The 22,206-nt window shown below is 48.3% G+C and carries 18 protein-coding genes; 3 read left to right on the top strand and 15 right to left on the bottom strand.

Annotation, left to right across the window (positions count from 1 at the left end; translation table 11 throughout):
- Nucleotides 1-171: 171 nt before the first annotated feature.
- The 3 genes from BMZ28_RS09560 to pabB all read left to right on the top strand — a co-directional run bounded on the left by BMZ28_RS09560 (nucleotide 172) and on the right by pabB (nucleotide 4,053).
- Nucleotides 172-1,605 (top strand): catalase, encoded by a 1,434-nt coding sequence (locus tag BMZ28_RS09560; protein WP_074822707.1) that lies wholly within the window; start codon nucleotides 172-174, stop codon nucleotides 1,603-1,605.
- 137 nt (nucleotides 1,606-1,742) lie between these two features.
- Nucleotides 1,743-2,324, top strand: a complete 582-nt coding sequence (locus tag BMZ28_RS09555) for an anthranilate synthase component II (protein ID WP_074822704.1) — start codon at nucleotides 1,743-1,745, stop codon at nucleotides 2,322-2,324.
- A gap of 1 nt (nucleotide 2,325) precedes the next feature.
- On the top strand, nucleotides 2,326-4,053 hold the full coding sequence (pabB, locus tag BMZ28_RS09550) for an aminodeoxychorismate synthase component I (RefSeq protein WP_211201779.1): 1,728 nt from the start codon (nucleotides 2,326-2,328) through the stop codon (nucleotides 4,051-4,053).
- Nucleotides 4,054-4,094: 41 nt separating this feature from the next.
- Here the strand turns inward: pabB and menE are convergent, their stop codons facing one another.
- The 15 genes from menE to nuoM all read right to left on the bottom strand — a co-directional run bounded on the left by menE (nucleotide 4,095) and on the right by nuoM (nucleotide 22,205).
- Nucleotides 4,095-5,504 carry an o-succinylbenzoate--CoA ligase gene (menE, locus tag BMZ28_RS09545; RefSeq protein WP_074822699.1) on the bottom strand — a complete coding sequence of 470 codons (1,410 nt, stop codon included), beginning with the start codon at nucleotides 5,502-5,504 and terminating at the stop codon, nucleotides 4,095-4,097.
- On the bottom strand, nucleotides 5,492-6,463 hold the full coding sequence (gene menC, locus BMZ28_RS09540; protein ID WP_047781449.1) for an o-succinylbenzoate synthase: 972 nt from the start codon (nucleotides 6,461-6,463) through the stop codon (nucleotides 5,492-5,494). Before menC ends, menE begins: the two co-directional genes overlap by 13 nt.
- Nucleotides 6,463-7,320 carry a 1,4-dihydroxy-2-naphthoyl-CoA synthase gene (gene menB, locus BMZ28_RS09535; RefSeq protein WP_047781450.1) on the bottom strand — a complete coding sequence of 286 codons (858 nt, stop codon included), beginning with the start codon at nucleotides 7,318-7,320 and terminating at the stop codon, nucleotides 6,463-6,465. The genes menC and menB overlap by 1 nt, the downstream gene beginning before the upstream one ends.
- Before the next feature lie 2 nt (nucleotides 7,321-7,322).
- The gene (gene menH, locus BMZ28_RS09530) at nucleotides 7,323-8,105 is read right to left on the bottom strand and encodes a 2-succinyl-6-hydroxy-2,4-cyclohexadiene-1-carboxylate synthase (protein ID WP_074822696.1); all 783 of its coding nucleotides are present in this window, start codon (nucleotides 8,103-8,105) and stop codon (nucleotides 7,323-7,325) included.
- Nucleotides 8,105-9,778 (bottom strand): 2-succinyl-5-enolpyruvyl-6-hydroxy-3-cyclohexene-1-carboxylic-acid synthase, encoded by a 1,674-nt coding sequence (gene menD, locus BMZ28_RS09525; protein WP_074822693.1) that lies wholly within the window; start codon nucleotides 9,776-9,778, stop codon nucleotides 8,105-8,107. Before menD ends, menH begins: the two co-directional genes overlap by 1 nt.
- Nucleotides 9,779-10,066: 288 nt before the next feature.
- Nucleotides 10,067-10,594 (bottom strand): DUF4303 domain-containing protein, encoded by a 528-nt coding sequence (locus BMZ28_RS09520; RefSeq protein ID WP_053007624.1) that lies wholly within the window; start codon nucleotides 10,592-10,594, stop codon nucleotides 10,067-10,069.
- A gap of 31 nt (nucleotides 10,595-10,625) precedes the next feature.
- A complete protein-coding gene (locus BMZ28_RS09515) occupies nucleotides 10,626-11,231 on the bottom strand; it encodes a YebB family permuted papain-like enzyme (RefSeq protein ID WP_047781453.1) in 606 nt (201 codons plus the stop codon).
- Nucleotides 11,232-11,366: 135 nt separating this feature from the next.
- The gene (locus tag BMZ28_RS09510) at nucleotides 11,367-13,001 is read right to left on the bottom strand and encodes a Na/Pi cotransporter family protein (protein WP_074822690.1); all 1,635 of its coding nucleotides are present in this window, start codon (nucleotides 12,999-13,001) and stop codon (nucleotides 11,367-11,369) included.
- Between the two features lie 131 nt (nucleotides 13,002-13,132).
- Nucleotides 13,133-14,116: a nucleoside hydrolase gene (locus tag BMZ28_RS09505; RefSeq protein ID WP_074822687.1), complete on the bottom strand. Its 984-nt coding sequence runs from the start codon at nucleotides 14,114-14,116 to the stop codon at nucleotides 13,133-13,135.
- A 4-nt stretch (nucleotides 14,117-14,120) separates the two neighbouring features.
- Nucleotides 14,121-15,158: a LacI family DNA-binding transcriptional regulator gene (locus BMZ28_RS09500; RefSeq protein ID WP_082119031.1), complete on the bottom strand. Its 1,038-nt coding sequence runs from the start codon at nucleotides 15,156-15,158 to the stop codon at nucleotides 14,121-14,123.
- Between the two features lie 148 nt (nucleotides 15,159-15,306).
- Nucleotides 15,307-16,713: an MFS transporter gene (locus BMZ28_RS09495; protein WP_047781456.1), complete on the bottom strand. Its 1,407-nt coding sequence runs from the start codon at nucleotides 16,711-16,713 to the stop codon at nucleotides 15,307-15,309.
- Nucleotides 16,714-16,960: 247 nt separating this feature from the next.
- Entirely contained in the window at nucleotides 16,961-17,428 is a 468-nt protein-coding gene (locus BMZ28_RS09490; protein ID WP_074822684.1) for a methyltransferase family protein, read from the bottom strand.
- Between the two features lie 45 nt (nucleotides 17,429-17,473).
- Nucleotides 17,474-18,796 (bottom strand): isochorismate synthase MenF, encoded by a 1,323-nt coding sequence (menF, locus tag BMZ28_RS09485; RefSeq protein ID WP_126467824.1) that lies wholly within the window; start codon nucleotides 18,794-18,796, stop codon nucleotides 17,474-17,476.
- Between the two features lie 415 nt (nucleotides 18,797-19,211).
- On the bottom strand, nucleotides 19,212-20,666 hold the full coding sequence (gene nuoN / locus BMZ28_RS09480) for an NADH-quinone oxidoreductase subunit NuoN (RefSeq protein WP_047781458.1): 1,455 nt from the start codon (nucleotides 20,664-20,666) through the stop codon (nucleotides 19,212-19,214).
- A 6-nt stretch (nucleotides 20,667-20,672) separates the two neighbouring features.
- Nucleotides 20,673-22,205 carry an NADH-quinone oxidoreductase subunit M gene (gene nuoM, locus BMZ28_RS09475; RefSeq protein ID WP_047781459.1) on the bottom strand — a complete coding sequence of 511 codons (1,533 nt, stop codon included), beginning with the start codon at nucleotides 22,203-22,205 and terminating at the stop codon, nucleotides 20,673-20,675.
- Nucleotide 22,206 lies beyond the last annotated feature (1 nt).

The following is a 22,206-nucleotide window of genomic DNA, read 5'->3' as shown; positions in this document are numbered from 1 at the left end:
TCAATAGGCTTAATATTCACCAGATTGACTACACTGATAGTGACAATAGGCAGTAACAATTAGCTATCCCTGACGAATAACCATACTAATAGTAGAGATTTCCAACGATAGTCTCTGACAGTTTTACCGTGGTACGACAAATATTTGTCCGATGTTTAACAGGAGAAAGTGATGAGTGATAAGAAATTAACGACGACAGCCGGTGTACCCGTAGTAGACAATAATAACGTAATAACCGCAGGCCCCAATGGCCCAATGTTATTACAGGATATTTGGTTTCTGGAGAAATTGGCACACTTTGACCGGGAAGTGATTCCTGAACGCCGCATGCACGCTAAAGGTTCCGGTGCTTACGGTACTTTTACCGTAACTCACGATATCAGCAAATATACCCGAGCCAAGATATTTTCCGAAGTGGGTAAAAAAACCGATTTATTTGTCCGCTTCTCTACCGTTGCTGGTGAACGTGGTGCCGCCGATGCCGAACGCGATATCCGCGGTTTTGCTATCAAGTTCTATACCGAAGAAGGCAACTGGGATCTGGTGGGTAACGATACCCCGGTATTCTATTTACGCGATCCACTGAAATTCCCCGACCTCAACCACGTGGTGAAGCGCGATCCACACACTAACCTACGCAATCCAACCTACAAATGGGATTTCTTCTCTCAGCTACCTGAATCTCTCCACCAATTAACGATTGATTTCAGCGATCGTGGATTACCAAAATCCTACCGTCATATGCACGGCTTCGGTAGCCATACGTTTAGCTTTATCAGTGCCGATAATCAACGCTACTGGGTGAAATTCCACTTCCGCTGTCAACAGGGTATCGAAAACCTGATGGACGATGAAGCCGAACTGCTGATTGGTAAAGACCGTGAAAGCTCACAGCGCGATCTATATAACGCCATCAAAGAAGGTAACTTCCCGCGCTGGAAGCTGTTTGTTCAGGTCATTGCTGAAAAAGATATCGGTAAACTCTCTTACAGTCCATTTGACCTGACTAAAGTCTGGTTACATAAAGATGCACCATTAATTGAAGTGGGCGTTATGGAGCTAAACCGGAATCCGGACAACTACTTCGCCGAAGTTGAGCAAGTTGCCATGAATCCGGCAAACATCGTTCCGGGTGTCAGTTTCTCGCCGGATAAGATGCTACAAGGTCGTCTGTTCTCCTATGGCGATGCCCACCGTTACCGTTTAGGCGTCAATCACCATCAGATTCCGGTGAATGCGCCACGTTGCCCGTTCCATAACTACCATCGCGATGGCGCGATGCGCGTTGACGGCAACAGCGGTAACACCGCAACCTATGAGCCAAACAGCTTTGGCTTATTTAAAGAACAGCCTGACTTCAGCGAGCCACCATTGAGTCTCGAAGGCGCAGCCGACCATTGGACTCAGGATGATGATTACTTCAGCCAGCCTCGTGCACTGTTCAACCTGTTAAGTGCCGAAGAACATCAGCGCATGTTCAAGCGTATCGCCGGTGAACTGTGTGAGGTTCCATCAGAAATTCAGCAGCGCCAAATTGCTCTGTTTACCAAAGTCCACCCTGACTATGGTAACGGTGTAGCGAACGCGCTGAAAAACATGAAGTAATCACCATGTATTAGCCCTGTGCCCGTTGATTAATCATCAACGGGCACTTTTCGGTCTTCCTATTCCCTTTGCTTTGGTTAGAATAGCCACCTTAATCCATTGACCATAATGCGCCGTTTGCTACCGCCGATCTTCTTATGATTCTACTGATTGATAACTACGATTCCTTTAGCTACAACCTGTACGACTATCTTTGTCAATCTGGTGCTCAGGTCGAAATCATCAAAAATGACCAGCTCTCGCTACCACAAATTGCGACGATGAATCCGGCTGCCATCATTATCTCTCCCGGCCCCGGCACGCCAGAAAATGCCGGAATCACATTAGCTGCCATTCGACAGTTTGCTGGCAAAATCCCTATGTTAGGCGTTTGCCTTGGTCATCAAGCTATTGCTCAGGCTTTTGGCGCAAAAATAATTAAGTCACCGGCACCGGTTCATGGCAAAACTGAACAAATAAAACACGATAATCAGACCCTATTTCATAACTTGCCTAATCCGCTTCAGGTCACACGCTATCATTCACTGATGATTGATCCTTCCTCGCTATCCGATAAGTTCACTATTTCAGCGGCTACCGATGACGGGATTATCATGGCGATTCGCCATCATCAATGGCCGTTGGAAGGGGTGCAGTTTCATCCGGAAGCAATACTGACCGAGTGCGGTTTGCAGCTACTAAAACAATTTTTAACCACTTATACCCATGAGATTGCCTGATATGACACTACGCTTCGATTTTCATCAGCAGCCTCTATTTTTTCATCATCCTGAGAAGATTATCCAAACCTCAAAAGTTGATGAAGTTATCGAAAAACTGGCTCAGGTAGAGCAAGCCGTTGCCGATGGATTTTATGCCGCTGGTTATCTTGCCTATGAAGCCGCCTCGGCATTTCAGCCCTACTATCAAACCCCACCGCAGGGAAATATGCCGCTATTGTGGTTTGGTATTTATACTAAACCAGAAACAGACTGTTCCGACTCCCCGAACGAGTTTCCTCCCAATAGCTTAAGTCCATGGCAGCCGCTCACCAGCGTAGATGAATATCGTCAGGCTATTACCCGTATCAAATCAGAAATAGAAGCGGGCAACACCTACCAGACCAACTACACTATTCGGTTGACTGCCGATATTACCGATGCCAGTGATAACGCCAGCTATGAGTTTTATCGTTATCTGCTTAATGCTCAGCAGGCCAACTATGCGGCCTATCTGGATATCGGTCGGTTTAAAATTCTTTCCGCCTCACCAGAACTGTTTTTTCACTGGCGGCAAGGAACCCTGACCGCGAAACCAATGAAAGGAACCGCGGAAAGAGGCACCAGTTCAGACAACGATTTATTGCATCAGCAAATGCTGGCGAACTCGGTCAAAGATCGGGCGGAAAACGTGATGATCGTTGATTTGCTGCGAAATGATATGAGCCAGGTGGCCATTCCCGGCACGGTGAAAGTTCCTTCCTTGTTCGATGTGGAGCAATATCCTACCGTCTGGCAGATGACCTCAACCATTACGGCTCAAACCAAACCGGAAACTCAATTAACCGATATTCTACGGGCGCTCTTTCCCTGTGGTTCTATTACCGGAGCCCCTAAAGCCAGCACCATGAAGCTGATTTCACAGTTGGAACCTCAGGCACGGGAAGTTTATTGTGGCGCGATTGGTTATATTACGCCACAGCGAGAAGCGCTGTTTAGTGTACCCATTCGTACCGTGGTATTTGATAGCCAAACAGCCAAAGCCAGCTATGGCGTTGGGGGAGGAATTACCTGGGATTCAACGGCGGAAAATGAATATCAGGAAGTATTAAATAAAGCGCAAATACTGCGTGGTATTACCCTGCCTCAACAATTATTAGAAAGCCTGTTACTGCGGGATGGGCAATATCACTTGCTGGAACTGCACCTAAAACGTCTGGCCGCCTCTGCCCGTTACTTTAGCTTTAACTATCATCATCAAGCCATTACCCAACAGCTTAAAGATTTTTCATCAACCCGAACCAAGGGAAGTTGGAAAGTACGACTGCTGCTTAATAAAACAGGCGACCTCACGCTAACCGGTGAACAGATCCAACCATTAACCGAGGTTCTGAGCGCAAGCTGGGCAGCAGAGCCCATCAATAGCCATAATCGTCTGCTCTATCATAAGACCACTCGCCGCGAATTCTACCCATCGGCTACGCTACAACATGAGTTTTTACTGTATAACCAGCACGATGAAATCACAGAGTTCGTAAACGGCAATGTGGCATTATTGATTGATGGTCAATGGCTAACGCCAGCGCTTTCCTGTGGTTTACTGGCAGGTACCGAACGTGAGTCTCTATTGCTGGCGGGAAAAATTAGCGAAGCGGTATTACCAAAAGAAATGCTGAATAAAGCGGAGAAAATCGCTTTTATTAATAGTGTCAGAGGATGGCGGGAAGTTAAGTGGCAGAATAACCATTAATCAGCAAAGCCATTGTGGGCTAATCAACAATGGCTTTGCCGTTATTTATGCTGAGGTAATCCGGTTACCCATTCTTTTAACGCCTGACGTGAAATTTTAATGCCGCCAGACTTCAAGTTTTCGGGTAAAAGGTAATAAAAATCGGGCTTTTGAAAACTGGCAACTTTGCCCTCTAACCAATCCGCGAGTTTATCGAGTTCCAATCCGGGCAAAGCATCAATCACCGCAACCGGGCGTTGGCCAAACTCTTGGCTCGCAACGGGCACTACAAATGCTTGCTCGATCAATGGATGACCAACCAGCACCCGCTCAATATCTTCCGGCTGAATCCCCTCTCCGGCACTGAAGAACAGGTTATCCAGACGACCTACAATATACAACTCACCGTCTCTTATCTCACCACGATCGCGAGTATGAAACCAACCTTGCTCATCACACAATGGGCGAATATCGCCGTTCAACCAATAACCTAACGCTTGACCACTGCCGCGTAACCAAATCTCATGCTCAACAATACGCAGCTCTCGGCCCGGCAATGGCAAGCCTACGCCAGATGTTTCATCGGCCGGTTTAGCGCAGGTCGTCGATGCCATTTCGGTCATGCCATAACCACACCAACAACCAATACCTGCCTGTTGAGCACGCTCGGTTAACTCAACGGGAATTGCCGCACCACCCAGTAGAACCTGTTTTAACGACAGACTATTAGCATCATGTTCAAGCAGGCGCCACAATTGAGTGGGCACCAAAGAAGCATGAGTACAGCCGCTCAACGCCGCTGATAAAGGATGCATATGGCGTTGAACCAAGATTGCCCCTTTTAATAGCCAGCGCCATAACACACCCTGCCCCGACACATGAAACAGCGGCAACGATAGCAGCCAACTGTCTCCTGCTTCAAACTGCATACGCTGCAATAATCCATGAGCATTGGCTAAGTGAATCTGTGGCGTATGTACCGCCGCTTTTGGTAATCCACTGGAGCCGGACGTCAATGTCATGGTTAACGCCGGTTGATCAGACCAAGACGCGGTAGCAATAGCATCTGACTCAGGAATATTTTCCCAGCAAAATTCGGACAGTGGTTTAACACCGGGGGGCCAACTGCCTTGCTGAGCACACCAGCCATAATCGATATTCAGCATGGGTAGCAGTTGAATTTGTAATGATATGGGCAGTTGAGGATTTAGCGGTAAAACTCGCGCCCCTAACTGAAGTAGCGCTAAATAGGCTAAGAGCAGTTCAGGACTATTTTTCCCTCTCAGAGCAACGCCATTTCCCTTTCTTACGCCATCGCGATAGAAAACAGCGCTGAGGGCATTTAATTCATCAGCCAGCTGCTGCCAGCTAACTGAACGTTGTTCTCTGATTAGCGCCGTGGCATCAGGGCGCTGTTTTGCCCATTGTTGCCACGGCCAGTCATCAAACTCAGGACAATCTAACGACGCCATACCACGTCCAGCGAATCCACATCCAGCACCGGTAACTCACTCTCCGGCCAAGGACGTACCAGCTGAGATTTCATCAAAGACAGCGTATCTAATCCAGGAATGGTATCCGGAGTCAACCAAGCCGCCATTCGAGCTAACTGGGTCAGACCAAGGCTGCTTTCAATAGAAGAGCTGATAACCGCCATTAATCCCGCTTGATGCGCTTGCTGTACCAGCATCTGGCAATGCTGAATACTCCCCACCAGCGTTGGTTTAATCACGATTGCCGCCAACCCGGACTCAGCCTCTACCATGAAATCTGCTTCGCGCACGCTTTCATCCCAGGCAATGGCAATACCGGTATCGCGGGCAAACTCACGAGATTCATCGCGAGTTTTACACGGCTCTTCCAGAAACTGAATGCGGCTACGAAACTCTGGCTGCACGTATTTGGCGAAACCGTCTGCTTTAGCTCGAGTCCAGCTACGATTAGCATCCAAACGCAGCTTCAAATCGGGAATCGCTTCCAGCAGCAAATTGACAATCATACCGTCGCGTACCGCTTCATATAGACCGACTTTGACCTTAGCGACTTTTTCCCCAGGCATACTGCCTAATGCGGCAAACAGTTCATCAGGATCGCCGTTACACAAAGGAGCTTTACGATAATCAGCCTTTTGCGGTAAAAAACCATTCAGTTCCGCCATGGCACAGCTTAAACCAAACGCCACCGATGGTAACGCACTCTCAAATGCCTGCTCACCGTTAACCCAGCTATGTAGCCATCCTAGCGTTGAGGCCTCCGCTTCATCCAACGTCTCTTCAGAAAACTCCGGCAGTGGGGAGATTTCTCCCCAGCCCTGCTTACCGTTTTCCGTCAGACAAACCAGAAGTCCATCGCGCGTTTTCAGCCGCTGATGACGTAGAATCACCCCTGCCTCCATCGGCAGGCTAAAGCGGTAAAGTTCAACCTTACGCATTATGGATTACGCTTAAATTTAGTGAAGTCTGGCTGGCGTTTTTCATTAAACGCATTGCGTCCTTCCTGACCTTCATCAGTCATATAGAACAACATCGTGGCATTACCCGCCAATTCCTGTAGACCGGCCTGACCGTCACAGTCAGCGTTCAGCGCAGCTTTCAAACAACGCAGCGCCATCGGGCTGTTTCTTAACATTTCACGACACCAGCGAATAGTCTCTTTTTCCAGATCGGCAACCGGTACCACGGTGTTAACTAATCCCATATCCAACGCTTCCTGAGCATTATACTGACGGCACAGGAACCAAATTTCACGGGCTTTCTTCTGACCAACAATACGTGCCATGTAGGAAGCACCCCAGCCACCGTCAAACGATCCAACCTTAGGACCGGTTTGGCCAAAAATTGCGTTTTCTGCGGCAATGGTCAGGTCACACATCATATGCAATACATGGCCACCGCCGATAGAGTAACCAGCAACCGCAGCTACAATAGGCTTAGGACAGGTACGGATCTGGCGCTGGAAATCCAGCACGTTCAAGTGATGTGTACCGCTGTCATCTTTATAACCGCCGTAGTCCCCGCGAATTTTCTGGTCTCCGCCGGAGCAGAATGCTTTTTCACCTTCACCAGTGAGAATAATGGTACCAATCTGATCGTCATAACGGGCATCTGCCAGCGCCTGAATCATCTCTTTCACCGTCAACGGACGAAATGCATTACGCACCTCAGGACGGTTAATGGTAATTTTAGCGATGCCGTCAGCAGACTTATGGTAACGAATGTCCTGAAAACCTTCAGAGCAGTCCTGCCATTCAATCGGTGCGTATAGTTCCTGTTCACTTGGATAAAGCATAGTTAGCATTCCTTCAAAAAATTAATCAATTGATCGGCAAACCCCTTCGGGTTAGCAACGTGTGCATTGTGGCCCGCAGCAGCAACGATACGCAGCGGAAAATGGTTCTCCAGCGCAATCTGTTGAAACTTTGCATCCTGTTCACCACATAAATAACAAAAAGGTAAATTCCGTTGTGTTACTAACTGACTAAGCCGTTCCGTCAACCAAGGCTGTTGACCCAGAGACGTTGACTCCAGCATCTTTGCCACCCCTGCACTGCTATTGGTACCACGGCGTAAAATCAACCGTTGGCGAGCCTCTTCATTTAAGCTGGCAAATACCGGCTGGCGATACCATTGGTCCAATACGTCAGGTAACGGATGGTGACGAAATTTATCCGCCCAGAGCTGGTCATGTGCCTGACGCTCATCCCGCTGTTGTTGATTGATTAATCCGGGATTTCCTCCTTCAATCACCAACCCCGCTAAACCATCATCAGCGGAAAAACAACCATGATACATGGCACAGCGTCCACCTAATGAATAGCCAATAAGTATATAACGTTGAATGTCATGAGCCAGCAAGGTTTCCCTTAGTTGGCCGCTCATTTGTTCAAAGTTCTCTACCGCAACCGGCTTCGAGCCACCGTGCCCCGGTAAATCAATTGTCATACAGGACCAACCGCTGATGTGAGGTAACACCTCTTGCCAGTCCTGACCATCACCTAACAAACCGTGAATAAATACCAACCAAGGCTGACACTTATCAGCTCCCTCTGCTGGATAACACTTCGCCGCCAACATCAAAACTGAGCCGCGTCTTGAACCATTTGGCTCAACGTTTGTGCTCCGTCATGGGGCGCAACCTGTAATTCCAACAGGAGTATGCCACCTTGCTGCCAGCATTGTTTAACCGCCGCTTGCAGTTCATCCCAGTTTTGTGGGCTGGCATAGTTTAAACCAAACATGGCGGCGGCATGTTTAAAATTCACACCATGCGGCATACGGTAGAAACGTTCTCGTTCTGCTTGCGGCGTGGGTAACAGGGAGAAAATAGAACCACCATCATTGTTCACCACTACCAGCACGGTTGGCGCCGTACATTGGCTTATTAAAGCCAATGAGTTCAGGTCATACAACGCAGAAATATCGCCTATCACCGCCAGCATAGGTTTATCGACCGCGCGCTGAACGCCAGCCGCGGTAGACAGTAGGCCATCAATTCCACTGGCGCCCCGATTACTGTAAACCGGATAGCCTGCGGGAAGCTGCCCCAGCGCATCAATTAATCGAACAATTAAGCTATTTCCAGCCCAGAAGATACCGTCTTCAGGCAGTAAACGTTCCAATCGGCTGGCCATCTGGGCTTCACCAAATTTATCAGCCAATTGCTTCTCTACATACGCTTTGGCGGTATTCGCGATTGATTCCAGTTCAGGAGCCCATGGTAAATTCTGCTTCGCGGGGTGCAACTGCAACCAAGCCGAGATATCCGCCACCAAACGCCTTCCACGATGGTTTGCCGGATCCAAGCGACCACTAAAATTATCAATTAACCAATATTCCTGCGGCTGGCAATTAGCCTGCCACTGCAACATACGTTTGCCCGTCAGGCTGGCGCCAAACTGCACCACAATTTCAGCCTGTGCTAATAGCGCCTGGGCTTTAGGATTATTTAGCCATAAATCGGCGCAGGGTAACGGTTGTCCTGAGCTGGACAGTACATCCCCTAATAGTGGCCAGCCTAAAGTCTGAGCCCATTGCGCCACCTGACGCCCCTGCTCCGCGCTCATTCTCGCCGCCACAACAACGCCACGGCGCTGCTGCCAGTTTCCCCAATCGGGCTGCTTAGCCAGCGTATATTCTGCGCCGGTGATTAACCACGGTTTATCGCTTTGCCACCAGTCACCCAGCGTATCTGACCATTCAGCATAGGCTGATGTCTCTCCACCGTACAACGGTTCGGCAAACGGGCAATTAATATGTAAAGCCCCTTGCTTGAGTTCGCCCATAGCCCGATCGACGGTAGACGTCAGCCAAGCCGCCGAAATATCCGGCGTTGGACGAGGTAACGAAACCGATTGAGTTAAATGATGGGAAAAAATTTCTTGCTGATAAATCGCCTGATTAGCACCGCAGTCAATCAGTTCTGGCGGTCGATCTGCCGTTAACAGCACCAGCTTTTCTCCAGTTAATCCGGCTTCAATCAGTGCCGGATAAAGATTAGCCACCGCGGTACCGGAGGTCACAATCACCGCTACCGGCGCCTGTGTAACTTTAGCAATACCCAGCGCTAAATGACCCAAACCGCGTTCATCAAAGTGGGTATGACAAATTATTTTAGAATTAGCCGCTGCTTCCAGCGTCAGAGAGGTAGAGCGAGACCCCGGAGCAATACAAACATGTTGAACCCCGTGACGGGTCAATGTTTCCAATAGTACTGCCGCCCAACGGCGGTTAAACACACTTATCGACATGGGGAACTCACCGAAACTCAGCTTAATCGATTGATTTTGCTAAGGAATAGAATTCATAATTGACACATATCTTACACCAACACCCCATGAGCGACAATAAAACCAACAGGATGAAAAGGGTTACGAGTAAAACGTATTGATTTTTAAGTCAATCTATCGATATTGATAAACCATATTTTATCGTTACAGCCATCGCTAAGTTATCAATAAGTGAAATAAAACGGTTTAGGTAACAATCAGACACATTTATTTTCCGTTGATAACAGTTGGTATCGTGAGGATAGCCCTTTAATTCAACCGAACAACGGGAGAATCCAGCAGCGCACTTAGCCGCACCTCGCTGTTTTCCGGCTCTTCATCATGATCGTAGACCAGTACTTTAAAATCCTGATATTTTGGGATCGCCTCATATTCTGGCGTTTGTAGAAACTCAATCATAAGCTGCGCCAACAGGCTCAACCAATATTGGTATTTTTGTTCTTCATTAATCTCAAAATAGGAATAATCAGGGTCTTCAACGCAGTTCATACTGCTAAAGCACTGATACTGCCAGTCACCGGTATTGTATTTCAGGCTTAAAATGCCCTCATCAGACTGGTAGTAGGCTCTACGGGCGCCCGTTTGGTAGTAATGCAGGATATCATTCAGATGACTATGAGTGGTCAGACATAAATTCAGCTCGACGCCTTCTCGGATATGGCAGTCAAAAGCAAAAGCGGAGAACACCTCTCCCGGATGAGCGTTAACAAACTGGCTCACTTCATTTTTGACAAATAGCATAATCTTATCGGCAGAGGCCTGATTGTATTTATCCAAGGCGGATAGTCTCCTGTCCATAGAATCCGAATTAATGATAATACCAATCAGGCTCCGTTTCGCCCGCATTTGGATGACTGTTATATACCGGTACTAATGATGGATAAAACCACAAACTGGCTGGTGTAACGGTCTTTCTGTTCCAGGGAATCGAACCTAAAAACCAAAAGTGCCAGAATTGTAACTTCGCCTCAGGATTACTACTGAGCAGTTGGTCAAAAGTTTCAAGTTTCCCTACCGATATGGCTAAGGCATGGCGATAAATATCGAAAACAAATTTGGAACAAAACTGGCGGGATGACTCATAGTTAAACCCGGTGTGATAGAGCACGTTCAAACGAGGCGGCACTTCTTCCACCAAGGCCTGTTTTTGCTGTTCGGATAACCCGCCCTGCAAGCGACGGACGCCATAACGACCGTCAACAGAACGGGCAACAAATTTAGTTAACGTGGTGGTTTGCGACAGCGGCACTCGGCTTTCTGCCACGATATAATCGTTCCCATCATGACCGATAATCACACCAACATGATTACTCCAGCAGGCAGAGGCGGCTGAAATCTGGCGAAACAGTACATTACCAATACAGGTAAAAACCACATCACCCACTTCGTAGGGGGTAGGATAATTAACGTTCATAGCGATTCCCTTAACTGACAGACGTTTTATCTAATCCGATATTTCCCACAAATTAGCCAGAGTTTGGTCAGGAATCAACGGCAACGACAAACCTTTACCCTGCCTGACAAATCTTATACATCAGTAAGTTAGTGACTATTCATTCTCGTTTGAATCCCTGTCGTCTTCCTGAACTTCCAGCACATAATAGGCTACGGCACAGAATAAAGAATTCAGCCTGCGCATATCCGCCAACAGTCCCATATGCAATGAGCTGGTTTCCATGCTCTGTACATTTTGCTGATGAAGACGATCGACGTGCGCCAGTGCATAACGCTGATTCACTAATCGAAAACGGTGCTTAGCTCGACGTAAGCGCTTAGCATTATCAATATCACCGGACAGGAACACAGACATGGCCAAATCCAGATTTTTCACCAGACGCACATGCAATGTATTCAGTTCCTCAATGCCCTTGATGGAGAAAGAACGATTTTTACTCAGCGACTTAGAAGCCATTTCTGACGTCATACGGTCAATAATTTCACCGGCCTGCTCTAGATTTACAGTGGTCTCAATAATCTCTGCCCAGCGACGGGAGTCCACATCACTGAGCCCATCCTGAGGAAGGCGTGCCAGATAGAGCTTAATTGCCCCATATAGCATATCGCTTTCATCTTTCAGGTGTGCCACTTCCCGTTTATGCTGCTGGTTTCCCTGCAATACTTCATTAAACCCTAACAGCATTTGTTCAATGACATCCCCTAACCTCAGCGTTTCTCGTACCGCATTAGCTAGCGCCAATGATGGCGTATCCAAAGCCGCAGTATCCAGATAACGTGGGGTTAATTGACTGGTCAGCGTCGGGTCTTCTGAGATGAGACGCGTCGTTAGTCTGGCCATCGGCTCCACTAAAGGCAGCATCAGCAAACAGCGCAACAGGTTGTAAATGACATGAAAATAAATCACCACTTCCGCCGGTGGAAGTGAGTACTGACGAAGCCACTGAGTAAACAGACCAATCCACGGCACCACCAAAATACAGCCGATAATTTTGAACAGCAAACTACCCAGAACTAAACGGCGAGATATGGCACCTTGACCTCGGCTACTCAGCATGGCCAAAAATCCACTGCCAAGATTAGAGCCAATCACGATACACAGCGCAATATTTAAGGGAACCAATCCGGTTGCTGCCAGCGTTGCCGTCAACAAGACCGCCGCCAGACTGGAATAGCTGATCATCGCAAACAACGCACCAATCAGCAAAGCCAGAACGGCATCTCCCGCCAGCGATGAAAACACTTCGCGCACCGCGCTGGCCTGAGTGATCGGTTCAGCGGATACCACGATCAATTGCAGGGCCAGTATTATCAATCCCAAACCGATACAGGCACGACCAACCTGACCAATACGATTTTTCTTCTGGCTGAGAAAGGTGATTACCCCAAACAGTATTAATAACGGCGAGAGCCAGGACAGGTCAAAGGTTAATACCCGCGCCATCAGCGCAGTCCCCACATCGGCACCCAACAAAATCACCAGCGCTGGGGACAACCCGATCAACCCCTGAGCAACAAAAGAAATCACCAGCAACGCTGTCGCGTTACTGCTCTGCACCAGTGCCGTTACGCCAACGCCAGCAACAAATGCTCTGCCCTTCTTCTGGATGCTGGCACTCAGCACCCGACGCAGATCCGAGCCAAATACCCGCATAACGCCAGTACGCACAATATGCGTCCCCCAAACCAGCAGGGCCACCGAAGAAAGTAAATGAAGCAAAGTCAGCATAACAATATCCTGTTATTCAATGTCAGGAAAACAACCCTTACTGATTAAATGAGATCGACCACCTGTTTGAAATTCAAATAAAATAGAGACATAAGACGCAGATGATAACGTCCTATGCCTATTATGGACAATTAACGATAAATATTCAGATTATGATGAATAATTGACAATAATTTTTGATTATCTACGTTTTTCAATACGGTAACCGGTTTGCCTTGCGGTAGCGCAATCCCCACATCTAAACGAAGATTATGCGGATCACGCTGCCAGGTCGTCCCGCGAGTCAATACCCCCTCCAACGCAACATCCACGTATCGAGTCACTGTCGTCGCGACACTATGATCCAATAACCAAGCCACCACCAAAACATCATGAATCCAACAACCGGGTAACTTACGGGTTTGGATAGAATAATCAATCCACGGGCGTATGGTTTCAACCAGAAACTCACTCAGCGGTGTATTGATCTCAGCAATCCGATCGAGATCCTGATGTAACATCTGTGTTTGAACCGTCGCATCCATCGGCACCAGGGTAATATTAGCTCCACTGGTCAACACCACGTGCGCCGCTTCAGGATCAATACCAAAATTGGTATCTTTGATATAACCCTCTACGTTAAATACGCCGCCCATAATCACAATTTCAGCCACCGCATTAACCATCTCTGGATAAAGCTGTATCGCATGAGCGATATTAGTCAGTGGCCCGATCGCCACCAGCGTAATCTCTCCCGGATTATTGCAGATCAGCTCACCAATAGCGTGCGCTGCCGCTGGCGCTTCATAAGGTGCAATACTGGGTGCGGGTACGCCACGCCATAAGTCAATCAGACCGCTGCGTTCAGCACCATGATCGAGCCTGTCCCGCCACGGTGCGGCTGGCTCCACCAGCGCTTGAGACGCCCCACGCCGCACGGGAATATCTAACCCTAAACGTTCCACCATCGAGCGGGCAACGGAAAACCCCACCGTGCTGGCGGTATTACCCGCCACCGTCGTAATCAACTCTAAAGAAATATCTGGTGCAGCAATGGCTAATGCTAACGCCAGACCATCATCAACATTGGCACCAGCTACGCCATTTCCCGGATCGCAATCAATAATTAAACGCATATATTTATCTTTTCAGTTTAACGGAGTGTGCCGGAACTACTGGCGAACACCCACAAGATTCACCAATCTGCAAATCAAAAGCAAACTCACGTAAGTCAGGAGAATTATTCCAGTTTTTCAACATTTCAATGGCCGCTTTCGCCATTTTACTAACGGGTTGGCGCACGGTGGTTAATGAGGGCACATTAAACTGTGACTCATCCGTCCCGTTAAAACATACCAATGCCAGTTCATCAGGAACCGAAATCCTTTGTTCCGATAGCGCCCGTAAGCAGCCTAGCGCCTGTAGTTCATTGGTCGTAAACAGTGCTCTGGGTAACGTTCCTTTCAGCATCTGCTGCGCTGCCTGATACCCCCCTTCACGGGTATAGGTAGTCGCGAAGATCCATTCTTCTCTAACGGTTAAGCCTGCATGTTGTAATGCTTCACGCCAGCCGCTAATGCGATCCTGAGTGTTTAGCATATCCCGTGGACCACAAATAATGGCAATATCTTGATAACCATGTTCAATCAAATGAGAGGTAGCCTGAAACGCCGCCGCTTTTTCATCTACCCGAATAGAACTAACGTTCATCTCGGGATCAACCCGATCCAACATAACAAATGGTGTACCGCTGGCCTGAATCAATTCAATGTAAGGGTGACGGTCAACGCTGGTATACAGCAAGCCATCAACCTGTCGAAGTAACAGGTTATTTATTAGTTCCAATTCTCGTTGGCGATCGTCACCGGCATCTCCCAATAACAACACCTGCCCATGCTTAAACGCTTCTTGTTGCAGTGCATGAGCCATAGAAGAGATAAACGGGTTAGAAATATTGGGTACCACCAAACCATAGGTGCGTGTTGTTCCGGAAGCTAACGCCCGCGCAATCCCATTCGGGCGGTAACCGGTTTTTTTAATCGCAGCCAACACGCGTTGCCGGGTTGCCTCTGCAACCGGGCGCGGCCCGTTATTCATCACATAGCTGACGACAGCAACCGATGTTCCTGCTTCACGCGCCACATCAGAACGCGTAACCCGGCGAGGATGTTGATTCAACACTGAATGACTCACTTAATCTACCCAATAAGTATCACGAATACTGGATTATCAAACGGTTATATAGGGTAAAACGCCCTACTGACGAAAATACCCGGTTCAGGCAGTAACATACCATTTTACCGGGTATTAATCGGTACTCATTGTGTTAAATTGCGTCGTCCGGCAAATTGAGATCGCGTCCGCGCGTTTCTGGCGCAAAGAACGTCGTTACCAGACCAATACCGGCCATAAACATAAAGTAAGCCGCAATAGGCCACCAGTGACCGGTATACGACAACATAGCAGAAGCAATCAACGGAGCCGTACCGCCAGACATAATGGAACCCAGCTCTTTAGCTACTGCCATCTTGGTATAGCGATTGGTCACGCCAAACAGTTCAACGCCCCATGCTGCCTGTACGCCAAAGATACCTAACGATGCCAAGCCCATACCGACAATAATGGTGCCGATAACAATAATAGGCTCACGAGTTTCTAACAGCATAAAGGCCGGGAATGCATACAGCACCAACAGAATACAGAACCAACGATAGGTAATACGACGACCGAAACGGTCAGATAACCAGCCCGCCAGTGGGATAATCAAGAAACCAAGCAGCGAAGCAATAAATACCGCCATGGTTGGTACCGATTTATCCACCATCAATACTTTGGCGACATAACCAATAATAAAGCCTTGTGCCAGATAAGAAGGGCCATTCTCACCGATACGTAAACCCACCATAATCCAGAACGCTTTGGTACGTTTCCAGAAGCTACGGGTATCTTTCTCTTCAATATGCTTACGCCCTTCTTCCAACGCCTGACGGCGCTGTTGCTCCAGCAGTTCTTTTTGGCGTTCAAATACTGGGGTTTCACGCATATTACGACGAATAAATAGCGCTACCGCAGCAATCAGAATGCTGGAAAGGAACGGAATTCGCCATCCCCAATCCAACAGGGTTTGCTTATCCATCTGTAGCACAATCAGCCAGACCAATGACGCCAGCAATGTCCCACTGTTTGATCCCAGCGCAATAATCGAGGAAACCAAACCGCGCTTCTCAGCTGGCGCATATTCCCCTAGCATCACCGCACCGCCGGATAATTCAGCACCAGCCCCCAAACCTTGCATAAAGCGCAACAGAGCCAGACAGGCTGGCGCCCATAGGCCAATAGCCGCATAGCTTGGAATTAAACCGATTAAGGTGGTTGAAGCCCCCATCAGGGTAATGGTTATCACCATGACCGTCTTCCGGCCTTTGCGATCCCCTAACCAGCCAAAAAACAATGCGCCAATCGGCCGGGCAACAAAGCCAACTGAATAGGTTGCGAAGCTGGAAATCAACGCCACTACCGGCGTGGCATTCGGGAAGAATACATCACCAAAAATAATACCCGCCGCCAGACCATACAAAGCAAAGTCAGCATATTCCATGGTTGTACCAAGCCAACATGAGAATGTGGCTCGCCAGAAATCCTTGCGCCCTTCCTGTGTCGATAGCCTTTCGTCGGCAGCCAGCATTTCTGTTGGTGCCTGAGTGGCTGACTCAGAATGATTTATTATTGTCATTAACGATCCCCTGCATTAATACAGATTAATTACCGGTTTTCCCGGCGATCACTTGGTTAAACCGTGCGGTTCTGATAAACACCAACACTGAAAAAAATAGAATGGATCCGTCCACCATTCTGTAAAGTTTATCTACTCGCGTAGATATATCAAATCTACTCGCGTAGATTTTGATGTGATTCACAGAATGCGTTGTTTTTTACTCTGGGAATATGACAAATAGATGAATCAGGGAAAAAATATCAGATCACAACCAGCGCCGAACTCGCTTACGGTAAGCCTGATAACGCTCACCAAACACTTCCATCAGGGCTTTCTCTTCAGGAATAATCTGAAAGCGCGTAATAAACAGCACAAAAAACAACACGCTCAGCACTGTCCATGGATTAGCCAAATACAGACAGACGCTCAACAACAGTAAAGCTAACGCTAAATACATCGGATTGCGGGAAAAAGCATATAGCCCATTCACTACCAGAGTACTGGCTGATTGCACTTTAATCGGATTAACCGTGGTCTTCACACGTATAAAAGCCCTCAAGCTGATTAAGCCAATCAGGCCAGAAGCCAGAAAACTTACACCACAAAGTGCCATTAACAAGGTTGTTTGAGGGAAATTGACGGGCAACAGCCAGTTCAATAAAGCAATTAATAATAGGGAGATCATAAAAATGATCGGAGGTGGGATGCGTAGCTCTAAACAGGACAGATTCATGTTGTTCTCCACAATTAACATTTAACGGGAACAGAGATCGGACAATTACTCCCCTTCTCTCTCCAACAACGTTCTAAGCCCAGCCGCTTTATTCTCTATCTCCAGCCATTCTTGCTGTGGATCCGACTCTGCAACGATACCCGCCCCAGCATACAGGTGAATATTGTTACCCTCTATCAGCGCAGAACGCAGAGAAACCGCAAACTCAGTCTGATTTAAAGAAAGATACCCGGCTGAACCGGCATACCAGCCGCGAGTAAAAGGCTCAAACTGCAGAATAAACTGACGGGCCGGTTCGCGAGGTAGTCCTGCAACCGCTGCGGTTGGCTGTAAGCGCTGTAAGCTATCAGCATCATCGATCTTGGCCAAATCAGCATGAATGCAGCGACGTAGATGTTGAACCTTACGCAAACGCACGATCTCCGCAGGCAATACATCAATAACCAAAATACCGCCCTGCAAGCGCTGACAAATATCATCGACTACCAGCAAGTTCTCATGCTGGTTCTTCTTGTCCCGCATCAGCCAATCGCCCAATCGCTTGGCTTCCTGATTATCCGGCGAACTCGCCACGGTTCCCGCCAGCGCTTCCGTTGTCAAACTACGCCCCATGCGTAAGAACAAACATTCTGGAGACGAGCCCAGAAAGGCGGTTTCGCGATCCATACGCATCATAAAATGGAAACAGTGATGATTGACCGCAGCACTGGCGTTCAGAAACGCCGCAGGATTCAAGGGCGCATTGAGGGAAAGTGTGGACTGGCGAGCTAATACCACTTTCTCAAACTGACCTTGGCTAATGGCTTCCAGTGCCTGATCCAATAAATCACACCATCCCTGCTTTTCAGGTTGATGGTGAACCGCATTAATTTTTACATTAAGAGGAGCCAATGGCTCACCGGCGGTTAATAACTTCAGGCTTTGCTGTGCAAGAGCAACATCATCCGCCAGCGATGTTTCACTGTAGAGATTCACCACCAAACGAGCACCGTCGGCATCGCGTAGCATCTCAATACGCGGTAGAAATAACGCGCTTTTTGGCCTATCCGCCGATGGCGCTTCAACCTGATCAAAGGTATTCAGCCCCCAGATACGCATGTTGCCAACGTCATTGCTAATCAGAAATTGACGGGCTGAAGCGGCATCATTAAATCGCACCACTTCACCGCATACTGCGGCCTCTTCTTTATCGTCACGCTGACGCCAGTAGAACTGAGGAAAAATCGGTTGTGCTGCCAGCCAAGGCAGTAATGAAGAGCGTTGTTGAAGCGTTAAAGGAACCGAAATACGTTCCCTTCCTGGTTGCGGGCGAGCAGCCTCTTGCAGGCGCTGATGCAGCAGCTTTACCAGTTCAGACATTTGCTTCACTACAACCTCTCGGGACATAAAACTAAAGAAACGGATTATACGGCGGATTTCGTCGAAAATCAGATAAAAAAACACCTGCCCACATCGAGCGATATTATCAAATTGATGAAGAAAGGTATTAATTGCCAAACGACAGGGGCGATTTACAGGCTACATCCTATAACCTGCCCTTCGGGCCAACACTTCATGTTGTTCAACGCCATTCCTGACGGCGGTGTCCGTGGGGGGGCGTAGGAAATCCAGGCCTGTCGCACTCCACGACTAAGTATTGGTGATTTTCCGACTACGCACGATGATCATATTCATGCTTGTTTTTTACCGCCGGAACGTTCACCACACTTAATAAAAAATTTGTCCACAATATAAAATACCGGCCATATTGGCCGGTATTTTATTATCTGAAAATCAACCAGAATTACATTGGCAATGCGTATTTGGCTAACGCAATCAATGGCTCCGGATACAGACCGAAGAACACCACCGCCAGCGCAGACAATAGCACCACGACACCACCGGCCGTTAATGCCCAATTGCTTGGCGTATCACGGCGCAATTCCTGAGGTGCGTCCAGATACAGACTGACCATAACGCGCAGGTAGTAGTACAAGCCAATCGCACTACCTACCACCACAGTGGCAGTTAACCACCACAGATCGGCGCTGACACCAATGGCGATAATGTAGAACTTACCAATAAAGCCTAATGTCATCGGCACACCGGCCAAAGAAAGCATCATCACGGTTAATACCGCAGACAGAATCGGCTTATGCCAGAACAGACCGCGGTAAGAGAACAGCGACTCAGCATCAGGGCCAGTATACGGACTGGACATCAGGCTAACTACACCAAAGGCACCCAAGCTGGCAAACAGGTAACCTGCCAGATAGACGTTAACCGTTTCAATGGATAGCTGATTACCCTGAACAGCAATCAGTGCCACCAACAGATAACCAAGATGGGCAATAGATGAATAACCCAGCATGCGTTTAATGTTGCTTTGGGTGATAGCCAGAATGTTGCCAAATAAAATTGAACAGAAGGCAATAATCGCCAGCACAGTACGAACGGACTCACTGTCGGCAACCGGTGCGTACATAAACATACGCACTAACGCGCCAAAAATTGCAATTTTACTGGCGGTTGCCAGGAAAGTTGATACCGGCGCAGGCGCGCCTTGATAAACGTCTGGCGTCCATAATTGGAATGGCACTAATGACAGCTTAAAGCCGAAACCAACCAACATCAGACCTAAGCCAATAATCAGCAGCGGTTGATGCAGCGCCTGATCGCCCATCGCCCGACCAAGGTCAGCGAAGGACAAGCCACCGGTTCCGGCATACAGCAGCGCCATACCAAACAGCAGGAAAGACGATGCAGCAGCGGACAGAACCATGTACTTAATGGCCGCTTCCAAAGAACGACGCTGGCGATAGGCATAGCCCACCAGACCAAACAACGGCAGTGAAAGCAGTTCGATACCGATAAACAGCGATGCCAGATGGTTGGCGCTAGCTAATACCACGCCACCCAATGTCGCAATCAGCACCAGTAGATAAAACTCTTCTTTATTATCTGGGTAACCACTCAACCATGGGTAGGCAAAAGTACAGGTAGCCAGACTGGCCAGCAGGACCAGAGCAGTAAAGAAGATGGCAAATCCATCGACTCTTAATAGCGGCGTCACATCCATTGCCGGTTGCTGTCCAACAATGAACAGCGAAAGCAGCGCAACGTTGAGGCCGATAACCGCAATAGTTGCATTAATGAAGTGATCGCGTCGCCACGCAATGGATAGCATCACAACGACCACGGTCAATCCAACGATTAACAGCGGTAACAGAGCAAGCATATGTTGTGCAGTTAGTGTCATGGCGATTTACTTTCCTATAGACATGTCTGGAGATACGGAAGCCGCAGCGTTATACCATTGAGAAATGGTGCTAACCGCTGAATGTGACGTATCCAGAACCGGCTGAGGGTAAACGCCTAACAGTACCAGCAATACCACCAGCAGCAGAACCATCGACAATTCTCGTGCGTTCATACCAGCAATGGGCTTATCGGATTTTGGTGCACCGTAGTAAGCACGCTGCATCATAACCAGTGAGTAAACTGATGCGAATACCAGACCAAAGGTTGCCACAACTGTAATAACCGGAACTACAGGATAGCTACCAAACAGAATCATAAATTCACCAACAAAGTTACCGGTTCCTGGCATACCTAAAGTGGCAACCGCGAAGAACAGCGACAGTGCAGGTAAATAACGGATGCGTTTCCACAAGCCACCCATTTCACGCATATCACGAGTATGCAGGCGCTCATATAACTGACCGCTGATGATAAACAGGCCAGCAGCTGACAGGCCGTGGGCAATCATCTGCACCACTGCGCCTTGATAAGCCAACACGCTGCCGCTATAAATAGCGATCATCACGAAGCCCATATGGGAAATACTGGTGTAGGCAATCAGACGCTTAATATCGGTCTGAACAAATGCCATCCACGCACCGTAGAAAATACCCAGTACGCCCAGCCACATTGCTATTGGCGCAAATGCCTGAGAAGCTTCCGGGAAAAACGGTAGGCTGAAGCGCAGTAAACCATATGCCGCGGTTTTCAACAGCAGACCGGCTAAGTCAACGGAACCCGCAGTTGGTGCCTGACTATGGGCATCCGGTAGCCAACCGTGTAACGGTACAACCGGCATTTTCATCGCAAAAGCGATAAAGAAACCCAACATCAACAGATACTGCACTTCATAAGACATTGGCGTGTTCAGCAAATCTTCATAGTTGAAGGTCATAACGCCAGTGGCTTTAAAGTGAACAAACACCAAACCAATGATGGCAATCAGCATGAACAGGCTACTGGCCTGAGCATAAATAAAGAATTTGGTCGCGGCACCGATACGGGTTTTACCGTCGGATCCTTTATGACCCCACAGGGCAATCAGGAAGTACATCGGAACCAGCATCATCTCCCAGAAGAAGAAGAACAGGAACAGATCCACCGCCAGGAACACGCCCATAACCCCGCCAAGAATCCACAGCAGGTTTAAGTGGAAGAACCCTTGAGAACGCTGACCTTCTGTCCATGAACAGACGATAGCCAGCAAGCCCAGAAAAGCCGTCAAAACAACCATCAGCAATGACAGTCCATCTAATGCCAGATGGATCTGAATGCCAAGGCTTGGGATCCAGTTGATACGGAAAGGTTCAGCTAACCACAGATTCTGTGGAGAGGTCACGGTAAATCCGCTGTCCATCCACAAATACAGGGAAAGAACCAACGTTAACCCCATCGTTATCAGCGCAACCCAGCGAGGCACTGCTTTGCCCAGGCGCTCACTCGGCCAGCAAAGGAAACCGCCGATAAAGGGTAAAAGTATTAGCCAAGGTAGTAGCATG

Source organism: Pragia fontium DSM 5563 = ATCC 49100, from assembly GCF_900112475.1.
GTDB lineage: Bacteria > Pseudomonadota > Gammaproteobacteria > Enterobacterales > Enterobacteriaceae > Pragia > Pragia fontium.
The sequence above is the reverse complement of the archived record's forward strand: the minus strand, read 5'-3'. Positions and strand labels throughout refer to the sequence as shown.

Excerpts from the sequence above, each read along its gene's own strand:
- BMZ28_RS09490 (WP_074822684.1), bottom strand. The coding sequence starts at position 17,428 with ATGAATCTGTCCTGTTTAGAGCTACGCATCCCACCTCCGATCATTTTT.
- BMZ28_RS09555 (WP_074822704.1), top strand. The coding sequence starts at position 1,743 with ATGATTCTACTGATTGATAACTACGATTCCTTTAGCTACAACCTGTAC.
- nuoM (WP_047781459.1), bottom strand. The coding sequence starts at position 22,205 with ATGCTACTACCTTGGCTAATACTTTTACCCTTTATCGGCGGTTTCCTT.
- BMZ28_RS09505 (WP_074822687.1), bottom strand. The coding sequence starts at position 14,116 with ATGCGTTTAATTATTGATTGCGATCCGGGAAATGGCGTAGCTGGTGCC.
- BMZ28_RS09515 (WP_047781453.1), bottom strand. The coding sequence starts at position 11,231 with ATGAACGTTAATTATCCTACCCCCTACGAAGTGGGTGATGTGGTTTTT.
- menD (WP_074822693.1), bottom strand. The coding sequence starts at position 9,778 with ATGTCGATAAGTGTGTTTAACCGCCGTTGGGCGGCAGTACTATTGGAA.
- menC (WP_047781449.1), bottom strand. The coding sequence starts at position 6,463 with ATGCGTAAGGTTGAACTTTACCGCTTTAGCCTGCCGATGGAGGCAGGG.
- menH (WP_074822696.1), bottom strand. The coding sequence starts at position 8,105 with ATGTTGGCGGCGAAGTGTTATCCAGCAGAGGGAGCTGATAAGTGTCAG.
- nuoN (WP_047781458.1), bottom strand. The coding sequence starts at position 20,666 with ATGACACTAACTGCACAACATATGCTTGCTCTGTTACCGCTGTTAATC.
- menB (WP_047781450.1), bottom strand. The coding sequence starts at position 7,320 with ATGCTTTATCCAAGTGAACAGGAACTATACGCACCGATTGAATGGCAG.
- BMZ28_RS09510 (WP_074822690.1), bottom strand. The coding sequence starts at position 13,001 with ATGCTGACTTTGCTTCATTTACTTTCTTCGGTGGCCCTGCTGGTTTGG.
- BMZ28_RS09495 (WP_047781456.1), bottom strand. The coding sequence starts at position 16,713 with ATGACAATAATAAATCATTCTGAGTCAGCCACTCAGGCACCAACAGAA.
- pabB (WP_211201779.1), top strand. The coding sequence starts at position 2,326 with ATGACACTACGCTTCGATTTTCATCAGCAGCCTCTATTTTTTCATCAT.
- menE (WP_074822699.1), bottom strand. The coding sequence starts at position 5,504 with ATGGCGTCGTTAGATTGTCCTGAGTTTGATGACTGGCCGTGGCAACAA.
- BMZ28_RS09560 (WP_074822707.1), top strand. The coding sequence starts at position 172 with ATGAGTGATAAGAAATTAACGACGACAGCCGGTGTACCCGTAGTAGAC.